This window comes from Endobacterium panacihumi (assembly GCF_050847465.1).
In the GTDB taxonomy this organism is placed as follows: domain Bacteria; phylum Pseudomonadota; class Alphaproteobacteria; order Rhizobiales; family Rhizobiaceae; genus Neorhizobium; species Neorhizobium panacihumi.
Genome location: NZ_JBOZRA010000001.1, coordinates 2,130,136 through 2,145,076 on the forward strand (window position 1 = coordinate 2,130,136; position 14,941 = coordinate 2,145,076).

General features: G+C 59.3%; 15 protein-coding genes. 6 read left to right on the forward strand and 9 right to left on the reverse strand.

The features are described 5' to 3' along the window. Positions 1–18 precede the first annotated feature (18 nt). Both otsA and ACRQ1B_RS10625 read left to right on the forward strand, forming a co-directional pair. Positions 19–1,398, forward strand: a complete 1,380-nt coding sequence (otsA, locus tag ACRQ1B_RS10620; protein ID WP_432293529.1) for an alpha,alpha-trehalose-phosphate synthase (UDP-forming) — start codon at positions 19–21, stop codon at positions 1,396–1,398. 75 nt (positions 1,399–1,473) lie between these two features. Next, a complete protein-coding gene (locus ACRQ1B_RS10625) occupies positions 1,474–1,683 on the forward strand; it encodes a TOBE domain-containing protein (RefSeq protein ID WP_432293530.1) in 210 nt (69 codons plus the stop codon). A gap of 48 nt (positions 1,684–1,731) precedes the next feature. On the opposite strand, the gene ACRQ1B_RS10630 is transcribed toward ACRQ1B_RS10625, so the two are convergent. Next, the gene (locus ACRQ1B_RS10630) at positions 1,732–2,019 is read right to left on the reverse strand and encodes a putative quinol monooxygenase (RefSeq protein ID WP_432293531.1); all 288 of its coding nucleotides are present in this window, start codon (positions 2,017–2,019) and stop codon (positions 1,732–1,734) included. A gap of 227 nt (positions 2,020–2,246) precedes the next feature. Between ACRQ1B_RS10630 and ACRQ1B_RS10635 the strand changes: the two genes are divergently transcribed. Continuing rightward, positions 2,247–2,837 (forward strand): IMPACT family protein, encoded by a 591-nt coding sequence (locus ACRQ1B_RS10635; RefSeq protein ID WP_432293532.1) that lies wholly within the window; start codon positions 2,247–2,249, stop codon positions 2,835–2,837. A 3-nt stretch (positions 2,838–2,840) separates the two neighbouring features. Here the strand turns inward: ACRQ1B_RS10635 and ACRQ1B_RS10640 are convergent, their stop codons facing one another. Next, a complete protein-coding gene (locus ACRQ1B_RS10640; RefSeq protein ID WP_306837830.1) occupies positions 2,841–4,421 on the reverse strand; it encodes a peptide chain release factor 3 in 1,581 nt (526 codons plus the stop codon). A gap of 97 nt (positions 4,422–4,518) precedes the next feature. Between ACRQ1B_RS10640 and dut the strand changes: the two genes are divergently transcribed. From dut to cysK, 3 genes are all read left to right on the forward strand, one after another. Further along, complete coding sequence (gene dut / locus ACRQ1B_RS10645; protein WP_432293533.1) at positions 4,519–4,989, forward strand: dUTP diphosphatase; 471 nt, start codon at positions 4,519–4,521, stop codon at positions 4,987–4,989. Next, positions 4,989–5,897: a GNAT family N-acetyltransferase gene (locus tag ACRQ1B_RS10650; protein ID WP_432293534.1), complete on the forward strand. Its 909-nt coding sequence runs from the start codon at positions 4,989–4,991 to the stop codon at positions 5,895–5,897. Before dut ends, ACRQ1B_RS10650 begins: the two co-directional genes overlap by 1 nt. Before the next feature lie 230 nt (positions 5,898–6,127). Beyond that, positions 6,128–7,093 carry a cysteine synthase A gene (gene cysK / locus ACRQ1B_RS10655; RefSeq protein WP_432293535.1) on the forward strand — a complete coding sequence of 322 codons (966 nt, stop codon included), beginning with the start codon at positions 6,128–6,130 and terminating at the stop codon, positions 7,091–7,093. Positions 7,094–7,144: 51 nt separating this feature from the next. On the opposite strand, the gene ACRQ1B_RS10660 is transcribed toward cysK, so the two are convergent. From ACRQ1B_RS10660 to ugpB, 7 genes are all read right to left on the reverse strand, one after another. Next, a complete protein-coding gene (locus ACRQ1B_RS10660) occupies positions 7,145–8,680 on the reverse strand; it encodes a YifB family Mg chelatase-like AAA ATPase (RefSeq protein WP_432293536.1) in 1,536 nt (511 codons plus the stop codon). Between the two features lie 234 nt (positions 8,681–8,914). Next, a complete protein-coding gene (gene gshB / locus ACRQ1B_RS10665) occupies positions 8,915–9,868 on the reverse strand; it encodes a glutathione synthase (RefSeq protein ID WP_432293538.1) in 954 nt (317 codons plus the stop codon). A gap of 85 nt (positions 9,869–9,953) precedes the next feature. Further along, positions 9,954–10,457, reverse strand: a complete 504-nt coding sequence (locus ACRQ1B_RS10670) for a cupin domain-containing protein (RefSeq protein ID WP_432293539.1) — start codon at positions 10,455–10,457, stop codon at positions 9,954–9,956. Positions 10,458–10,560: 103 nt separating this feature from the next. Next, positions 10,561–11,664 carry a sn-glycerol-3-phosphate ABC transporter ATP-binding protein UgpC gene (gene ugpC / locus ACRQ1B_RS10675; RefSeq protein WP_432293540.1) on the reverse strand — a complete coding sequence of 368 codons (1,104 nt, stop codon included), beginning with the start codon at positions 11,662–11,664 and terminating at the stop codon, positions 10,561–10,563. Between the two features lie 2 nt (positions 11,665–11,666). Further along, positions 11,667–12,515 carry a sn-glycerol-3-phosphate ABC transporter permease UgpE gene (gene ugpE, locus ACRQ1B_RS10680; protein WP_432293541.1) on the reverse strand — a complete coding sequence of 283 codons (849 nt, stop codon included), beginning with the start codon at positions 12,513–12,515 and terminating at the stop codon, positions 11,667–11,669. A gap of 12 nt (positions 12,516–12,527) precedes the next feature. Further along, positions 12,528–13,412, reverse strand: coding sequence for a sn-glycerol-3-phosphate ABC transporter permease UgpA (gene ugpA / locus ACRQ1B_RS10685; protein WP_432293542.1), 885 nt, complete (start codon positions 13,410–13,412; stop codon positions 12,528–12,530). A 99-nt stretch (positions 13,413–13,511) separates the two neighbouring features. Continuing rightward, entirely contained in the window at positions 13,512–14,828 is a 1,317-nt protein-coding gene (gene ugpB, locus ACRQ1B_RS10690; protein ID WP_432293543.1) for a sn-glycerol-3-phosphate ABC transporter substrate-binding protein UgpB, read from the reverse strand. Between the last annotated feature and the right edge of the window lie 113 nt (positions 14,829–14,941).

The following is a 14,941-nucleotide window of genomic DNA, read 5'->3' on the forward strand; positions in this document are numbered from 1 at the left end:
CTCTGAAAGGAATTTGCCTTGAGCCGCCTTGTGGTCGTTTCGAACCGCGTCACCATTCCGAAAAAAGCCGGTGACGCACCGGCCGGCGGTCTTGCCGTTGCCTTGCAGGCTGCACTTGAGGAACGCGGCGGCATCTGGATGGGCTGGTCCGGCAATTCCAGCGGTGATCGCGAGCCGGAAAAACTCGACATCATCGAGCGTGGCAACATCACCTATGCGCTGACCGACCTGACCGATACCGACGTGGAGGAATATTACCACGGTTTTGCCAACCGCGTGCTCTGGCCGATCTGTCATTACCGGCTGGATCTGGCCGAATATGCCCGCAAGGAAATGGCCGGTTATTTCCGCGTCAACCGCTTCTTTGCCCACAAGCTGGCGCCGCTCCTGAAAGAAGACGACATCATCTGGGTGCATGACTATCACCTGATCCCGTTGGCCGCCGAATTGCGGCAAATGGGTTTCAAGAACAAGATCGGCTTCTTCCTGCATATCCCGTGGCCGCCGGCAGACGTTCTGTTTGCCATGCCGGTGCATGAACAGATCATGCGCGGGCTGTCGCAATACGACCTCGTCGGCTTCCATACCGATTTCGACCTCGACAATTTTGGCGGCGGTCTGGTGCGCGAAGGCATTGGCGAGAGAATGGAAGGCGGCAAGAAATTCTCGACCTATGGCCGCACCTTCAAGGGCGGCGCCTATCCGATCTCGATCGAAACCAAGGCTTTTGCCGAGTATGCGGTCAAGGCGTCACGCAATGCGATGGTCAAGAAGGCACACGAAAGCATCGAGGGTCGCGACCTGATCATCGGTGTCGACCGGCTGGATTATTCCAAGGGCATTACCCAGCGCATCGACGCTTTCGAACAGTTCGTCAAACTGAACCCGGCCTACCAGAACAAGGTCACCTATCTTCAGGTCACGCCAAAATCACGCTCGGAAGTGCCGGAATACGAGCAGATGCAGCGCACCGTGGCCGAACAGGCCGGCCGCGTGAACGGCGAACTCGGACAGGTAGATTGGACACCGATCCGTTACGTCAACCGCTCGGTGGCACGGCCGCTGCTGGCCGGTCTCTACCGGCTTGCCAAGATTGGCCTCGTAACGCCGCTGCGCGACGGCATGAATCTCGTCGCCAAGGAATATGTGGCGGCACAGGACCCGGAAGATCCGGGCGTGCTGGTGCTGTCCCGCTTTGCCGGTGCGGCACGTGAGCTGAAGGGCGCACTGCTGGTGAACCCCTACGATATCGAGGGCACGGCGCATGCCATCGCACGCGGCCTCAGCATGTCGCTGGAGGAGCGCAAGCAGCGCTGGAGCGAGATGATGGACCATCTGCTGGAATATGACATCAACCGCTGGTGCGACGACTTTTTGAAAGACCTGACGGCGGATTGAGATATCCGGAATGCTTGACACCCACTTTTCGCGGGGCATTGTCTGGCAGCTTCAGACCATTTCGAGGAGAACATCATGAAGATCAGCGCACGCAACCGCTTCAAGGGCAAGGTCGTCGAAGTCACCAAGGGCGCCACCACGGCTCATGTCCGCATCGATCTCGGCAACGGCCTTGTCGTCACTTCCTCGATCACCAACGAGGCGGTCGACGAACTCCAGCTGACGGTTGGCTCGGACGCTTATGCCGTGATCAAGGCGTCCGACGTGATGGTCGCGATCGACTGAAACGGACGACGGGACTGGAGATGACCGTCCCGTCGAAATTTTCAATCGTTACGGATAGACCTTCAGCTGATGCAGCTTGAGCGGCTCGGCAAGGATTTCCTTGTGCAGTTCCACGAGGTCCCGCAGATAGGGCTCCGCAAAATGCGCGTCGAGCGCCGCCTGGTCGCGCCAGCTTTCACGAATAAAAAACGTGCCCGGTGCATCGGTATCTTCCAGAACGACAAACTGGATACATCCGGCCTCGCGACGGGTGGGCTCGACAATGGCCAGGGTTGCCGCACGCAATTGTTCTTCCTTGCCGGGCTTGGCCCGAAAAGCTGCAATAACTTCGATCATGACATTGTTCCTGATTGGGAGGGTGGACCTGCCGAAAAGGCTGGCCGGACATGCCGGGAGACGCGATGTCCAAGCTGAAAAGACGCCAAAAAACATTGGCATTCCAGAGATGTAGGGTTGCAATCACACCCTATTGAGAATGGACGCGGATGCCAGATCAGAGAGACAGGCCGGCAACGCGGTTGAGCACTCTTCCCTTCTCGCCACATCGGCGATAGTGCTCATGCATGTTCCAGCTCGTGCAAGCCGTCATATTCGAACAGACCTTCAAGAACAGTCGGTTTGCGGCCATCGCCCTTCCCGTTTCCAGCGAGGATGAGGCAAAAGCTGCCTTGGCTGAACACAGCTTTGCGGATGCCAACCACAATTGCTGGGCCTGGCGGATCGGTTCCGCCTATCGTTTTTCCGACGATGGCGAGCCGAGCGGTACGGCGGGCAAACCGATCCTTGCCGCAATCGATGGGCAATCGCTGGATCAGGTAATGGTGATCGTCACACGCTGGTTCGGCGGTGTTCTGCTCGGCAGTGGCGGGTTGGTGCGCGCTTATGGCGGCACGGCAGCGGCATGTTTGCGCGCTGCATCGCTTGTCGAGGTGAAACCCACCGTTCAGGGTTTTGTGGGGATCGAGTTTTCCGATCTCGCCCGCGTGAAGGCAAAACTTCTGGCGATCACCGATCTGAGCATTTTCGACGAACAGTTTTCGGCAACCGGCGCCGACCTTATTCTGCGCATACCGGAGGGGGAGATCGAAACCGTTTCACGGCTGATCTCCGACCTCACCAGCGGACGCGCCGAGCTGAAACTCGACGAGCCTTGAAAATCACGCCGCCTTGGCGACGTGATATTCCTTGATGGCGGCCATCTTGATGGCCGGATAACGTTCAGATTCATACCGCAGCGAAAATGAGTCCTGCGCCAGAAATACCGGATCGCCATCGAGATCGCGGGCGATATCGCCGCGCTTGACGGTGACGAATTTTTCCAGCTCCGCCTTGTCATCACACGACACCCAGCGGCAGACGGAGAAGCGTGACATTTCGAACGAGACCGGCAGCGAATATTCCGCCGACAGACGCTCCTTCAACACGTCGAGCTGCAGCGCGCCGACGACACCAACGATGGCGGGCGAGCCGTCTTCCGGCGAAAACAGCTGCACGACGCCTTCTTCAGCCATCTGCTGCAGCGCTTCCTTCAGCTTCTTTGCCTTCATTGCATCTTCGAGACGCACGCGGCGCAGAATTTCCGGCGAGAAGTTCGGGACGCCCTGGAAAACCAGGTTTTCGCCTTCGGTGAGCGTATCGCCGATACGCAGCGTGCCGTGGTTCGGGATGCCGACAACGTCGCCGGCGAAGGCCGTATCAGCGATATGACGCTGCGAGGCAAAGAAGAACTGCGGCGCGGTGAGGCCGAGCTGCTTGCCGGTGCGGGCCAGACGCGCCTTCATGCCGCGTTCAAGCTTGCCGGAGCAGATGCGCGCAAAGGCGATACGGTCGCGGTGGTTGGGGTCCATGTTCGCCTGGATCTTGAAGACGAAGGCGGTCATTTTCTCCTCGGCGGCATGCACCGTGCGGATATCGGCCACTTGGTCGCGCGGCGGAGGCGCGAAGTCGGCAAGCGCATTGATCAGATCGCGTACACCGAAATTGCGCAGAGCCGACCCAAAGAAGACCGGCGTCATATGGCCTTCGAGGAACGCCTGTCTGTCGAAAGGACGGCAGGCTTCCCTGGCCAGTTCCACTTCATCCACGAATGCAGCGCGTTCGTTTTCCGGCAGGCGATCCGCCACGGCCTGCGGGCCGTTGACAGTCACAGCCTCTTCGCTGTCCGGACCGCGCACCTTGTTTTCAGCGAGCTGATAAGATCCGCAAAAACTCTTGGAGCGGCCGATCGGCCAGGTGACCGGAGCCGTATCCAGCGCCAGCTTCTCTTCCACTTCGTCGAGAATCTCGAAAATGTCGCGGCTTTCACGGTCCATCTTGTTGATGAAGGTGATGATCGGAATGTCGCGCATGCGGCAGACTTCGAACAGTTTTAGCGTTCGCGGCTCGATACCCTTGGCGGCATCGATGACCATGATCGCCGCATCCACCGCCGTCAGCGTGCGATAGGTGTCATCGGCAAAATCTTCGTGGCCGGGCGTATCGAGAATGTTGAAGACCTTGTCGGCATATTCGAAGGTCATCACCGAGGTGACGACCGAGATGCCGCGCTCGCGTTCGATCTTCATCCAGTCGGACCGCGTCTGGATACGATCCTTCTTGGCCTTGACCTCACCGGCAAGCTGAATGGCGCCGCCGAACAGCAGCAGCTTTTCGGTCAGCGTGGTCTTGCCGGCATCCGGGTGGGCGATGATCGCAAAAGTGCGGCGGCGGGAAACCGCCTCTGCCAATGTTTCGGCCATTTTTGTCAAATCCTTTGAGTTGCCGCCTTCTAGCGGCTTAGTGGATAACTTTCAATTCGTGTTTGACCCCAGCAGTCGACGGCCTGCTAATAGACAGATGAATATTCACGCCCCCTCCTCGCCCGAACTGAAGCTCCTTCGCCTGCCGCATGGCGATGGACTGGAACTTCCATCCTACGAAACATCCGGTGCCGCTGGCATGGACCTGCGCGCAGCCATGGCCGAAGACGAGCCGATGACGCTCGCGCCCGGCAAGCGCACGCTTGTGCCGACCGGCTTCGTGTTCGAGATCCCGCATGGCTTTGAAGCGCAAATCCGTCCGCGTTCCGGCCTTGCCCTCAAGAACGGCATCACCTGCCTCAACACGCCCGGCACGATCGACAGCGATTACCGTGGTGAAGTGAAGGTCATTCTGGCCAATCTCGGCGACGAGGACTTTGTCATCACACGCGGCATGCGGATCGCGCAGGTGGTTATCGCGCCGGTGACGCAGGTTCGTGTGACCGAGATTTCCGAAACAACCGAGACCGCTCGCGGCGCCGGCGGTTTCGGTTCGACCGGCGTGTAATGGCCGAGCGCGCGGCTGGCCTTCAGGCGAATGGCCTGACGTTTCGGCAATACGACCTTGATGATGCTGCCCGCCGGGCAGAACTGGCCGCGCTTCTCAGCGATATTTTTGGCATCGACATTACCCCGCTCAACCATCTGGGTGGCCACGATGCCAGTAGCATGGCCTTCGGCTGGTTCGATGACGACGACCGGCTGATTGCCAATCTTTCCGCCTTCACCCTGGCGATGATGATCGATGGCCGGTCGGTGCGTGCCGCCGGGCTGCAATCCGGCGCAGTGCGGCCGGAATTTCGCGGACGCGGACTGTTTCGCGACGTGACGGAAAAGGCCCTGGCGTGGTGTGATGCACAGGCTTTCGAGACCGTGTTGCTCTATACGGAAAAACCGACGCTTTATGAAAAGCACGGTTTTGTGGTTCTGCCGCAAGCCAGGTTTCTTGCGGAGATGCCGACAGCCGGCGGGACAACCTCCTCTGTCCGCAGACTTGATCTCCACCAACCCGACGATCTTTCTCTTACCCGAAAGAAACTGGCGACGAGAACGCCCGTCTCCAACCAGTTTGCCGTGACAAGGCAGAGTGAAATGTTTCTCCTCAACGCCTGGCTGTCGGACGATGCCCACCTCGATTACCTGGAAAAGCTGGATGCGATCATTGCCTGGAGGTTCAACCGCGAGAACATGTTCGAATTGCTGGACATCGTGGCGCAAGACATGCCGACACTCGGCGCTGTCCTGTCCGCGATGGGTCGAACCCCGAGCCGTGTGCTGATCGATTTCGTGCCCGACCATCTCGGATGCGAATTCCTGACAGCGGCGGACGATGATCCGCTGGTGCTGATGATGCGCGGCCCCAAAACTCTCCGTCCCGCTGAACCAATCCGGCTGCCTGAACTGGCGCATTTCTAATTGTTAGAAATGGATGTCTGCGGCCGGTCGAATTACACGGTTAGGGTCGCTTCACAAGGCGGGTCAAGTTGCTGTTTATCAACACGCTTTGTGCCGGCGAAAGATTTAACCCGGAATGGCGGAAAAACAGAGTTTTTTTCTTCACCGGACAGAAGGTTCCGTCAGACTGTTCTCGCATAGGCGGACAAGAACACCTATTTTCCGATCACACGCCTGAACGGAGAAAAACAATGTCCGACAAGAAGCCCGGCCGCGGCCGCATCTATTCCTCCATCACCGACACGATCGGCGACACACCGCTGGTGCGGCTGGACAAGCTGGCGCGCGAAAAGGGTGTGAAGGCCAACATTCTGGCCAAGCTGGAATTTTTCAACCCGATCGCTTCGGTGAAGGACCGTATCGGGGTTGCCATGCTGGAAGCGGCGGAAGCGGCCGGCCGCATTGCGCCGGGCAAGACCACGCTGATCGAGCCGACGTCCGGCAATACCGGTATCGCACTTGCCTTTGCCGCCGCCGCCAAGGGTTACAAGCTGATCCTGACCATGCCGGAAACGATGTCGATCGAGCGCCGCAAGATGCTGGCGCTTCTCGGCGCCGAACTGGTGCTGACGGAAGGCGCCAAGGGCATGAAGGGTGCGATCGCCAAGGCCGAGGAACTGGCTGCTTCGACCCCGGATTCCATCATTCCGCAGCAGTTCGAAAACCCGGCCAACCCGGAAATCCACCGCAAGACGACCGCCGAAGAGATCTGGAACGACACCGATGGCAAGGTCGATATTTTTGTTGCCGGCATCGGCACCGGTGGCACGATCACCGGCGTCGGCCAAGTGCTGAAGGCCCGCAATCCGAACGTCAAGGTGATTGCTGTCGAGCCAAAGGAATCGCCGGTTCTTTCCGGTGGCGAACCCGGTCCGCACAAGATCCAGGGTATCGGCGCCGGTTTTGCGCCAAAGATTCTCGACACGGAGATCTATGACGAGATCGTCACCGTCGCCAGTGCCGACGCGCTGGAGGCCGCCCGCCATGTGGCGCGGCTGGAAGGCGTCCCAGTCGGCATCTCTTCCGGTGCGGCGCTGAAGGCGGCGATCGAAATCGGCAGCCGTCCTGAAAATGCGGGCAAGAATATCGTTGTGATCATTCCGTCTTTTGCGGAGCGTTATCTTTCGACGGCACTGTTCGAAGGACTGGGCGGTTAACACCCCAGAACGAATGCCGGGCTGTGCGAACGGCCCGGCTGTTGCGCACCATCACGCGGACGCCATCGCCATTCTTTCCCCGGCCATTCGGTAGGAAATTGCCTCGGCCAGATGGATACGCCCCACCGTTTCCTTGTCATCCAGATCGGCCAGTGTTCGGGCCACTTTCAGGACACGGTGATAACCACGCGCTGAAAATTTGAGTTTTTCGGCAGCATCGCGCAGCAATTGCAGGCCGGCCTGATCCGGCGCTGCGAATGTTTCAATCATCGAGGTCGAGCACCGGGCATTGGTGGTGATGCTCCCCTGCCCCGCAGCCTCGAACCGCTCCTGCTGCCGCGCACGGGCGCGGGCAACACGGCGGGCGACATCGGCGCTGCTTTCGGCGGCCACCGGGCGGATGAGATCCACGGCTGAAACCGCCGGCACATCAATGCGGATATCGATACGGTCCATCAGCGGGCCGGAAATGCGGGCCTGATAATCGGCAGCACAACGTGGGCCGCGGGCGCAGGTGTGGCCCGGTTCCCCCGCCATGCCGCAACGGCACGGGTTCATGGCGGCGACCAGCTGGATGCCTGCCGGATAGGAGACGCGATGATTGGCGCGGGCGATCACGCATTCGGCCGTTTCCAACGGTTGGCGAAGCGCATCAAGAACCTGCGGCGAAAACTCGGGAAACTCGTCGAGAAACAAAACGCCGTGATGGGCAAGCGACGCCTCTCCCGGCTTGGCCCGCAACCCGCCGCCGACCAAGGCTGCCATCGTGGCCGAGTGGTGTGGCGCTCGATAAGGGCGGCGATCCGACAGCTTGCCGCCCGACAACTGGCCGGCAATGGAATGGATCATCGACACTTCCAACAATTCAGGCGCAGACAGCGGCGGCAGGATGGAGGGAAGGCGCGCGGCGAGCATGGATTTGCCGGAGCCCGGCGGGCCGATCATCAGCAGATTATGGCCACCGGCAGCTGCCACTTCCAGCGCCCGTTTGGCGCTTTCCTGGCCCTTGATATCGGCAAGATCCGGCAGGTCGGTGGCAGGCGCACGAATGGCCGGTTGCGGGCGGGACAGAACCTGCGTGCCTCTAAAATGATTGGCGAGTGCGATCAGGCTGCGCGGTGCGAGAATATCGATCTCATTGCCGGCCCAGGCGGCTTCGGCACCGCTGTCCGCCGGGCAGATCAGCCCCTTGCCGAGCGCATTGGCGCCAATCGCGGCCGGCAATGCGCCGGCTACGGGCGCCAGCGTGCCATCAAGATTGAGTTCGCCAAGAACGACGTAGCCGGAAAGGGCATCCGCCGGGATGGCGCCGAGCACCGCCATCAGCCCAAGCGCAATCGGCAGGTCGAAATGCGAGCCTTCCTTGGGCAAATCGGCCGGCGCCAGATTGATGGTGATCTTCTTCGGCGGCAATGCCAGACCGGAAGCATGCAAAGCCGCCTGCACCCGCTCGCGACTTTCGGCCACCGCCTTATCCGGCAGACCGACGATATGCATATTGATCTTGCCCGGTCCGATCATGACCTGAACATCGACCGGAACGCCCTCTATGCCCTGAAACGCAACCGTACCGACACGCGCCACCATGACCATTGCCCCCAATACGCCAGTGCGAGGCCGCTACACGCCAGACACGACCCCGGATTGCAATCAAGCACAGAAGCTCACGCAAAACAAGAACAATCAGAGAACAATTTCCCGCATAACGTTTATTTCGATTGAAACAGGTTGTACTCGCAGAACAAAGGCGAAAAAGGACAGGAACGAACGGGAACGGCCCGCCCCTTTCGAAGCAGGCCGTTGATCAGTTTCAGTGATGGATCAGGCGCTACGCTTGGCTTCGATCGCGTCCCACAACAGGCTGGCGACATCGGCGCCGCCGAATTTTTTCACTTCGCGGATGCCGGTCGGCGAGGTGACGTTGATCTCCGTCATGTAGTCACCGATGACATCGATACCGACGAAGAGGAAACCGCGTTCGCGAAGCGCAGGCCCGATACGGGCGCAGATTTCACGCTCGCGCGCCGTCAGTTCGGTCGGTTCGGCGCGGCCGCCGACATGCATGTTGGAGCGGCTGTCGGTTTCGGCGGGTACGCGGTTGATGGCGCCCACCGGTTCGCCGTCGACCAGCAGGATGCGCTTGTCGCCCTTGCGAACCTCCTTGAGGTAGCCTTGAGCGATATAGGGTTCGCCGCGATAGAGCTGGCCGAACATTTCCAAAAGCGAGGTGAAATTGCGATCGTCGCGTGCCGAATGGAACACGCCAGCGCCACCATTGCCGTAAAGCGGCTTGAGGATGATGTCGCCTAATTCCTGCCGGAACGCGGCAATTTCCGTCGGGTCGCGCGAAATCAGCGTCGGCGGCATCAGGTCTGCGAATTCGGTGACAAAGATCTTTTCCGGCGAGTTGCGCACCCAGGCCGGATCATTGACGACCAGCGTCTTCGGATGGATGCGCTCCAAGAGATGCGTCGAGGTGATGTAGCCCATGTCGAAGGGCGGGTCCTGGCGCAGATGCACCACGTCGATGGTCGACAGGTCCACCCGCTCCTTTTCGCCAAGCGTATAGTGATCGCCCTTGACGTCGCGCAGTTGCATCGGCTCTACGGCGGCAAAAACCCTGCCGTCGCGCATGGTCAGCCGGTCAGGCGTGTAATGGAACAGCTGATAACCGCGGGTCTGGGCTTCCAGCGCCATGGCAAAGGTTGAATCTCCAGCAATGTTGATGCCGGAGACATGGTCCATCTGGAACGCGACTGTTTTGATCTTCGCCATAAGCCACCCTTTAAAAATGCCCGCCAGATGTAAGGCGGCACAGGCGGGATGGCAACTGCTTCGGGAGCCTTATTGTCCCAGGGTTTCAAGCCGCAAGCCCGGCCTTTTTCTTCGGCATGAGTTTTGCCCAGGCACGGAAAGCATAAGACAGCGGCATGGGCAGCGGCTTGCGCACGAAGGCAATCTTTTTCACGTAATTGTCGATATGCCAGGTCGCCCAGGTGCCGCCCCGGAAATAACCGACGTCGCCGGCACGCAGCGTGCGCTCGCTGCCATCTTCCGCGCGGATGTGGACCTCACCTTCGAGGATGACCACCGTTTCATCCCAGCCGAAAAACCAGCGGAACGTGCCGGCCGTGCAATCCCACACACCGGTCGAGGCAAATTTGTCGGCTGCCTGGGAATGGGCGCAGAAGCGCGCCTGTGGATCTCCTGATATCACCCAGCTCGGTTCGATCGGCAGCGATTTCATTTCCGCGCTGGCGGAACAGCCGCCAACGAAGGGCGAAAGCGGGCTGGCGAAAGGCGCCTGCCCCCTGTAGCGAATGCCGACGGCTGCAATAGCAAGCCCGAGATAATGCAAGGCCATGACAATCCCCTGATCCGTAATCGGGCGAACCCTACCGGAAAAGGGTAAGACGACGGTTGCGACGATCGCTAAAATTGCAACAACCGTCCAACTTCGCGCCAAATCAGCCGATGGGTGCCGGGCTTGGCACATCGGTTGCCGCAACGGCATGGTCAGCCGCGGTCAGCCGCTTGCCATCTCCGGCCGCAAAAAAATGCAGTTTTGCCGGATCGATGCCGACACGCATGCTGGCCGGTATTTCGCTTTCGCCCGACAACGCGATCGTCAGCGCCTGATCGCCGACGACGCCATGAACGAGACGCTGCGAACCGAGTTCCTCGACATATTCGACGGTAAAGGGCATGCCTTCGTCACCCGAGACCACACGCAAGTCTTCGGCACGTAGGCCGACGGTAACCGCCCCTGATGTGGGCGCAAAGCCATTCAGCGAAATCAGCGCCGGGCCGATGGCCAGCTTATCCCCCTGCAACTCGGCCTTCACGAGGTTCATGGCCGGCGAACCGATGAAGCTGGCAACGAAGGTGGAGGCTGGCGCATGATAGACTTCGAGAGGCGAGCCGACCTGTTCGATCTTGCCGCCGTTGAGAACCACCAGACGATCAGCCAGCGTCATCGCTTCCAGCTGGTCATGGGTGACGTAGATCGAGGTGGTGCCAAGGCGGCGCTGCAGGCGCTTGATCTCGCCGCGCATGGACACACGCAGCTTGGCATCGAGGTTGGAAAGCGGCTCGTCGAACAGGAAGACGGCCGGCTTGCGCACAATGGCGCGGCCCATGGCGACACGCTGACGCTGACCACCTGACAGGGCGCGCGGCTTGCGATCGAGATACTGGGTGATTTCCAGCATACGGGCGGCTTCTGCCACCCGGGCATCGATTTCGGCTTTTGGTGTCTTGCGGTTCTTCAGTCCGTATTCGAGGTTCTGGCGTACGGTCATATGCGGATAGAGGGCATAATTCTGGAACACCATGGCAATGTCGCGATCAGCCGGCTCAACCTGGTTGACGACACGCGGACCGATCTTGACCGTACCCTCAGAAATGGTTTCCAAGCCGGCAAGCATGCGCAGCAGCGTGGATTTGCCACAACCCGAGGGGCCGACCAGAACGATGAATTCGCCGTCCCTGATGGCGAGGTTGATGTCGGTGACGGCACGCACATTACCGGTATAGACCTTACCGACGCTTTCGATATCGATCGAAGCCATGATCATTTCTCCGTTTCGGTCAGGCCTCGGATAAAGAGGCGCTGCATGAATATGACGATGGCGACCGGAGGCAACATGGCCAATACCGAGGCCGCCATAACGAGGTTCCACTGGACTTCACCATCCTGCACGGCGACCATGCGTTTCATGGCCATCATCAGGGTGTAATAACCGGGATCGGTCGTTACCAGAATGGGCCAGAGATACTGGACCCAGCCGTAGATGAAGAGGATGACGCAAAGCGCCGCGATATTGGTGCGCGACAGCGGCAGGAGGATATCCTTAAAAAATTTCATCGGACCGGCGCCATCGACACGGGCTGCCTCCATCATCTCTTCCGGCACGGTCATGAAAAACTGGCGGAAGAGGAAGGTGGCGGTCGCAGATGCGACCAAAGGTACGATAAGTCCCGCCCATGAGTTCAGCATGCCGAGATCGGCGACAATCTTGTAGGTGGGCATGATGCGCACCTCGACCGGCAACATCAGCGTGATGAAGATGATCCAGAAGGCAAGCAGGCGAAAGCGAAAGCGGAAATAGACGATCGCAAAGGCGGACAGGATCGATATGATGATTTTGCCGACGGTGATGGCGACGGCCATGATCATCGAATTCATGGCCATCAGCGGATAGGATGGCAGACCATGCGCTGCTGAAGCGCTGGTGAAGATCTGCCGGTAGTTTTCGAGAAAATGCGAGCCCGGCAGCAGCGGCATGGTGGTTGACATCAACGTCTGCGCATCATGCGTGGAGGCAATGATGGCGACATAGACGGGGAAAGCCACGACCACGAAACCGCAAAGCAGAAACGCGTGGGTGAGGAATGTCAGAAAGGGGCGATTTTCGACCATGTTACCGGCTCCTCAATACTGCACACGCCGCTCGACGAAGCGGAACTGGACGAAGGTGAGCACGATGACGATCAGCATCAGAAGCACCGACTGGGCCGAGGACGAACCGAGGTTGAGGCCGAGATAACCGTCCTGATAGACCTTGTAGACAAGGATATTGGTGGACTGCGCCGGGCCGCCACCGGTGGTCGCATCGACGATCGAGAACGTATCGAACATCGTGTAATTGACGTTGACGATGAAGAGGAAGAACGTCGTCGGCGACAGAAGCGGCAGCGAGATGTCGAAGAAGCGCTTGACCGGGCCGGAACCATCGATGGCGGCGGCTTCCATCAGCGTATGCGGCACCGATTGCAGGCCGGCCAGGAAGAACAGGAAATTGTAGGAAATCTGCTTCCAGGCGGCAGCGATGATGATCAGGATCATCGCATGCGTGCCGTTGAGATTGTGATCCCACCTGATGCCGAAGAAGGACAGGTAATAGGGCAGGATGCCGGTGGACGAGTTGAACAGGAAGAACCACAACACGCCGGCAACGACCGGGGCAACCGCATAGGGCCAGACCAGCAACGTCGTGTAGACGCGCGCCGAGCGCATCAGCCGATCGACGGCGACGGCAAAGAGCAGGCCGAGCAACATCGAGATGACAGTAACCGCCACCGCGAAGACTGCGGTGCGCAAAAAGCTGTCGAGATAGTTCGGATCCTGCATCAGCCGCGCATAATGCTGCATGCCGACGAAGACCGTGGAAAAACCGAACGGATCCTCACGCTCGAAGGAAGATTTTACCGCCTGACCGGCCGGCCAGATGAAAAAGACCAGAGTGATGAACAGCTGCGGTGCGAGAAGCACGTAAGGCAGCCATTTGTTCTGGAATGTCGTGCGTTTGGTATCCATGTGTCCGTCCGCCGTTGCTGCACCGCCTGGTTGCGGTACCCTGCAAACAAGGAAAGGACCGGCGAGCGCCGGTCCCCTCCCTCATTTCAAAGCCAATGATCAGTTGGCAGCCTGGAACTCGCGCAGGATGGCGTCGCCACGTTCGACGGCGCTGTCGAGAGCCTGCTTGGCGTCCTTCTTGCCGGCCAGCAGCGCCTGGAACTCTTCGTCCACGACGGTGCGAACCTGAGCAAAGTTGCCGAAGCGAACACCCTTGGAGTTCGGGGTCGGCGTGCCGCGCATGATCTGCTTGATCGAGACGTCGGCGCCCGGGTTCTTTTCGTAATAGCCTTGGCTCTGACCAAGCTCGTAGGCAGCGTTGGTGATCGGCAGGTAACCGGTGAACTGGTGCCAGTCAGCCTGGACTTCCGGCTTCGACAGGTAGGAGAAGAATTTTGCGACGCCCTTGTAGGTCGCATCGTCCTTGCCGTTCAGGACCCACAGCGTTGCGCCGCCGATGATGGAGTTTTTCGGCTCCTTGGTTTCATCGTCATAATAAGGCAGCGGAGCAAAGCCCGGGGTAAAGTTCTTGGCATTGTTGATGACGCCAGCGCGGCCGGCCGACGAGTTCATCGTGATGGCGCATTCCTGGCTGTAGAACATGGTGGCCGCCTGATCGCCGCCGACCGGACCGCCGTACTTGAAGAGGCCCTCGTCCTGCCACTTCTTCAGGTTGGCCCAATGCTTGACCTGAAGGTCGCCGTTAAATTCGAACTTGGTGTCGAAACCGCCAAAACCGTTCTCGAGCGAGCCGAACGGCTTGTCATGGATGGCCGAGAGGTTTTCGGTCTGAACCCAGGTGATCCAGGCAGAGGTGAAGCCGCACTTGGCAGCGCCCGAAGTGACGATCTTCTTGGAGAAGTCAGCAACTTCAGCCCAGGTCTTCGGGGCAACTTCCGGGTCAAGGCCAGCCTTTTTGAAGACGTCCTTGTTGTAATACATGATCGGCGTGGAGGAGTTGAAAGGCAGAGACAGGATATTGCCTTCGGTATCCGAATAATAGCCGGTGACCGGTGCAAGGAAGGACTTGGTGTCGAAAGCTTCGCCCTGGTCAGCCATCAGCTTGTAGACCGGATAAACGGCGCCCTTGGCAGCCATCATCGTGCCGGTGCCGACTTCGAAAACCTGAACGATGGCCGGCTGCTGCTTGGCGCGGAATGCAGCGATGGCGGCCGTCAGGGTTTCCGGATAGGTGCCCTTGTAAACCGGAACGACCTTGTATTCCGACTGGCTTTCGTTGAACTTCTGGGCAACTTCCTCGAGCTTCTTGCCAAGCTCGCCGCCCATGGCGTGCCACCAGGTGACTTCGGTCGCGGCAAGCGACGTGGTTGCAGACAATGCGACTGCGGCTGCAGCCAGAACAAGCTTCTTCATCATGGGAAAGACCCCTCTCCGCCAGTTAATGGTGAGGGAGGGATAGTGGCCTTATGTGACAACTACATAACAGACTCATGACGGAATGATTACAGCGACTTAACCGTCATGCACAG

Coding starts and splice junctions, on each gene's coding strand:
- ACRQ1B_RS10660 (WP_432293536.1), bottom strand. CDS start 8,680: ATGGTGGCGCGTGTCGGTACGGTTGCGTTTCAGGGCATAGAGGGCGTT.
- ACRQ1B_RS10630 (WP_432293531.1), bottom strand. CDS start 2,019: ATGATCGAAGTTATTGCAGCTTTTCGGGCCAAGCCCGGCAAGGAAGAA.
- ugpE (WP_432293541.1), bottom strand. CDS start 12,515: ATGGTCGAAAATCGCCCCTTTCTGACATTCCTCACCCACGCGTTTCTG.
- ugpB (WP_432293543.1), bottom strand. CDS start 14,828: ATGATGAAGAAGCTTGTTCTGGCTGCAGCCGCAGTCGCATTGTCTGCA.
- ACRQ1B_RS10650 (WP_432293534.1), top strand. CDS start 4,989: ATGGCCGAGCGCGCGGCTGGCCTTCAGGCGAATGGCCTGACGTTTCGG.
- ACRQ1B_RS10625 (WP_432293530.1), top strand. CDS start 1,474: ATGAAGATCAGCGCACGCAACCGCTTCAAGGGCAAGGTCGTCGAAGTC.
- ACRQ1B_RS10670 (WP_432293539.1), bottom strand. CDS start 10,457: ATGGCCTTGCATTATCTCGGGCTTGCTATTGCAGCCGTCGGCATTCGC.
- ACRQ1B_RS10635 (WP_432293532.1), top strand. CDS start 2,247: ATGTTCCAGCTCGTGCAAGCCGTCATATTCGAACAGACCTTCAAGAAC.
- ACRQ1B_RS10640 (WP_306837830.1), bottom strand. CDS start 4,421: ATGGCCGAAACATTGGCAGAGGCGGTTTCCCGCCGCCGCACTTTTGCG.
- dut (WP_432293533.1), top strand. CDS start 4,519: ATGAATATTCACGCCCCCTCCTCGCCCGAACTGAAGCTCCTTCGCCTG.
- gshB (WP_432293538.1), bottom strand. CDS start 9,868: ATGGCGAAGATCAAAACAGTCGCGTTCCAGATGGACCATGTCTCCGGC.
- ugpA (WP_432293542.1), bottom strand. CDS start 13,412: ATGGATACCAAACGCACGACATTCCAGAACAAATGGCTGCCTTACGTG.
- ugpC (WP_432293540.1), bottom strand. CDS start 11,664: ATGGCTTCGATCGATATCGAAAGCGTCGGTAAGGTCTATACCGGTAAT.
- cysK (WP_432293535.1), top strand. CDS start 6,128: ATGTCCGACAAGAAGCCCGGCCGCGGCCGCATCTATTCCTCCATCACC.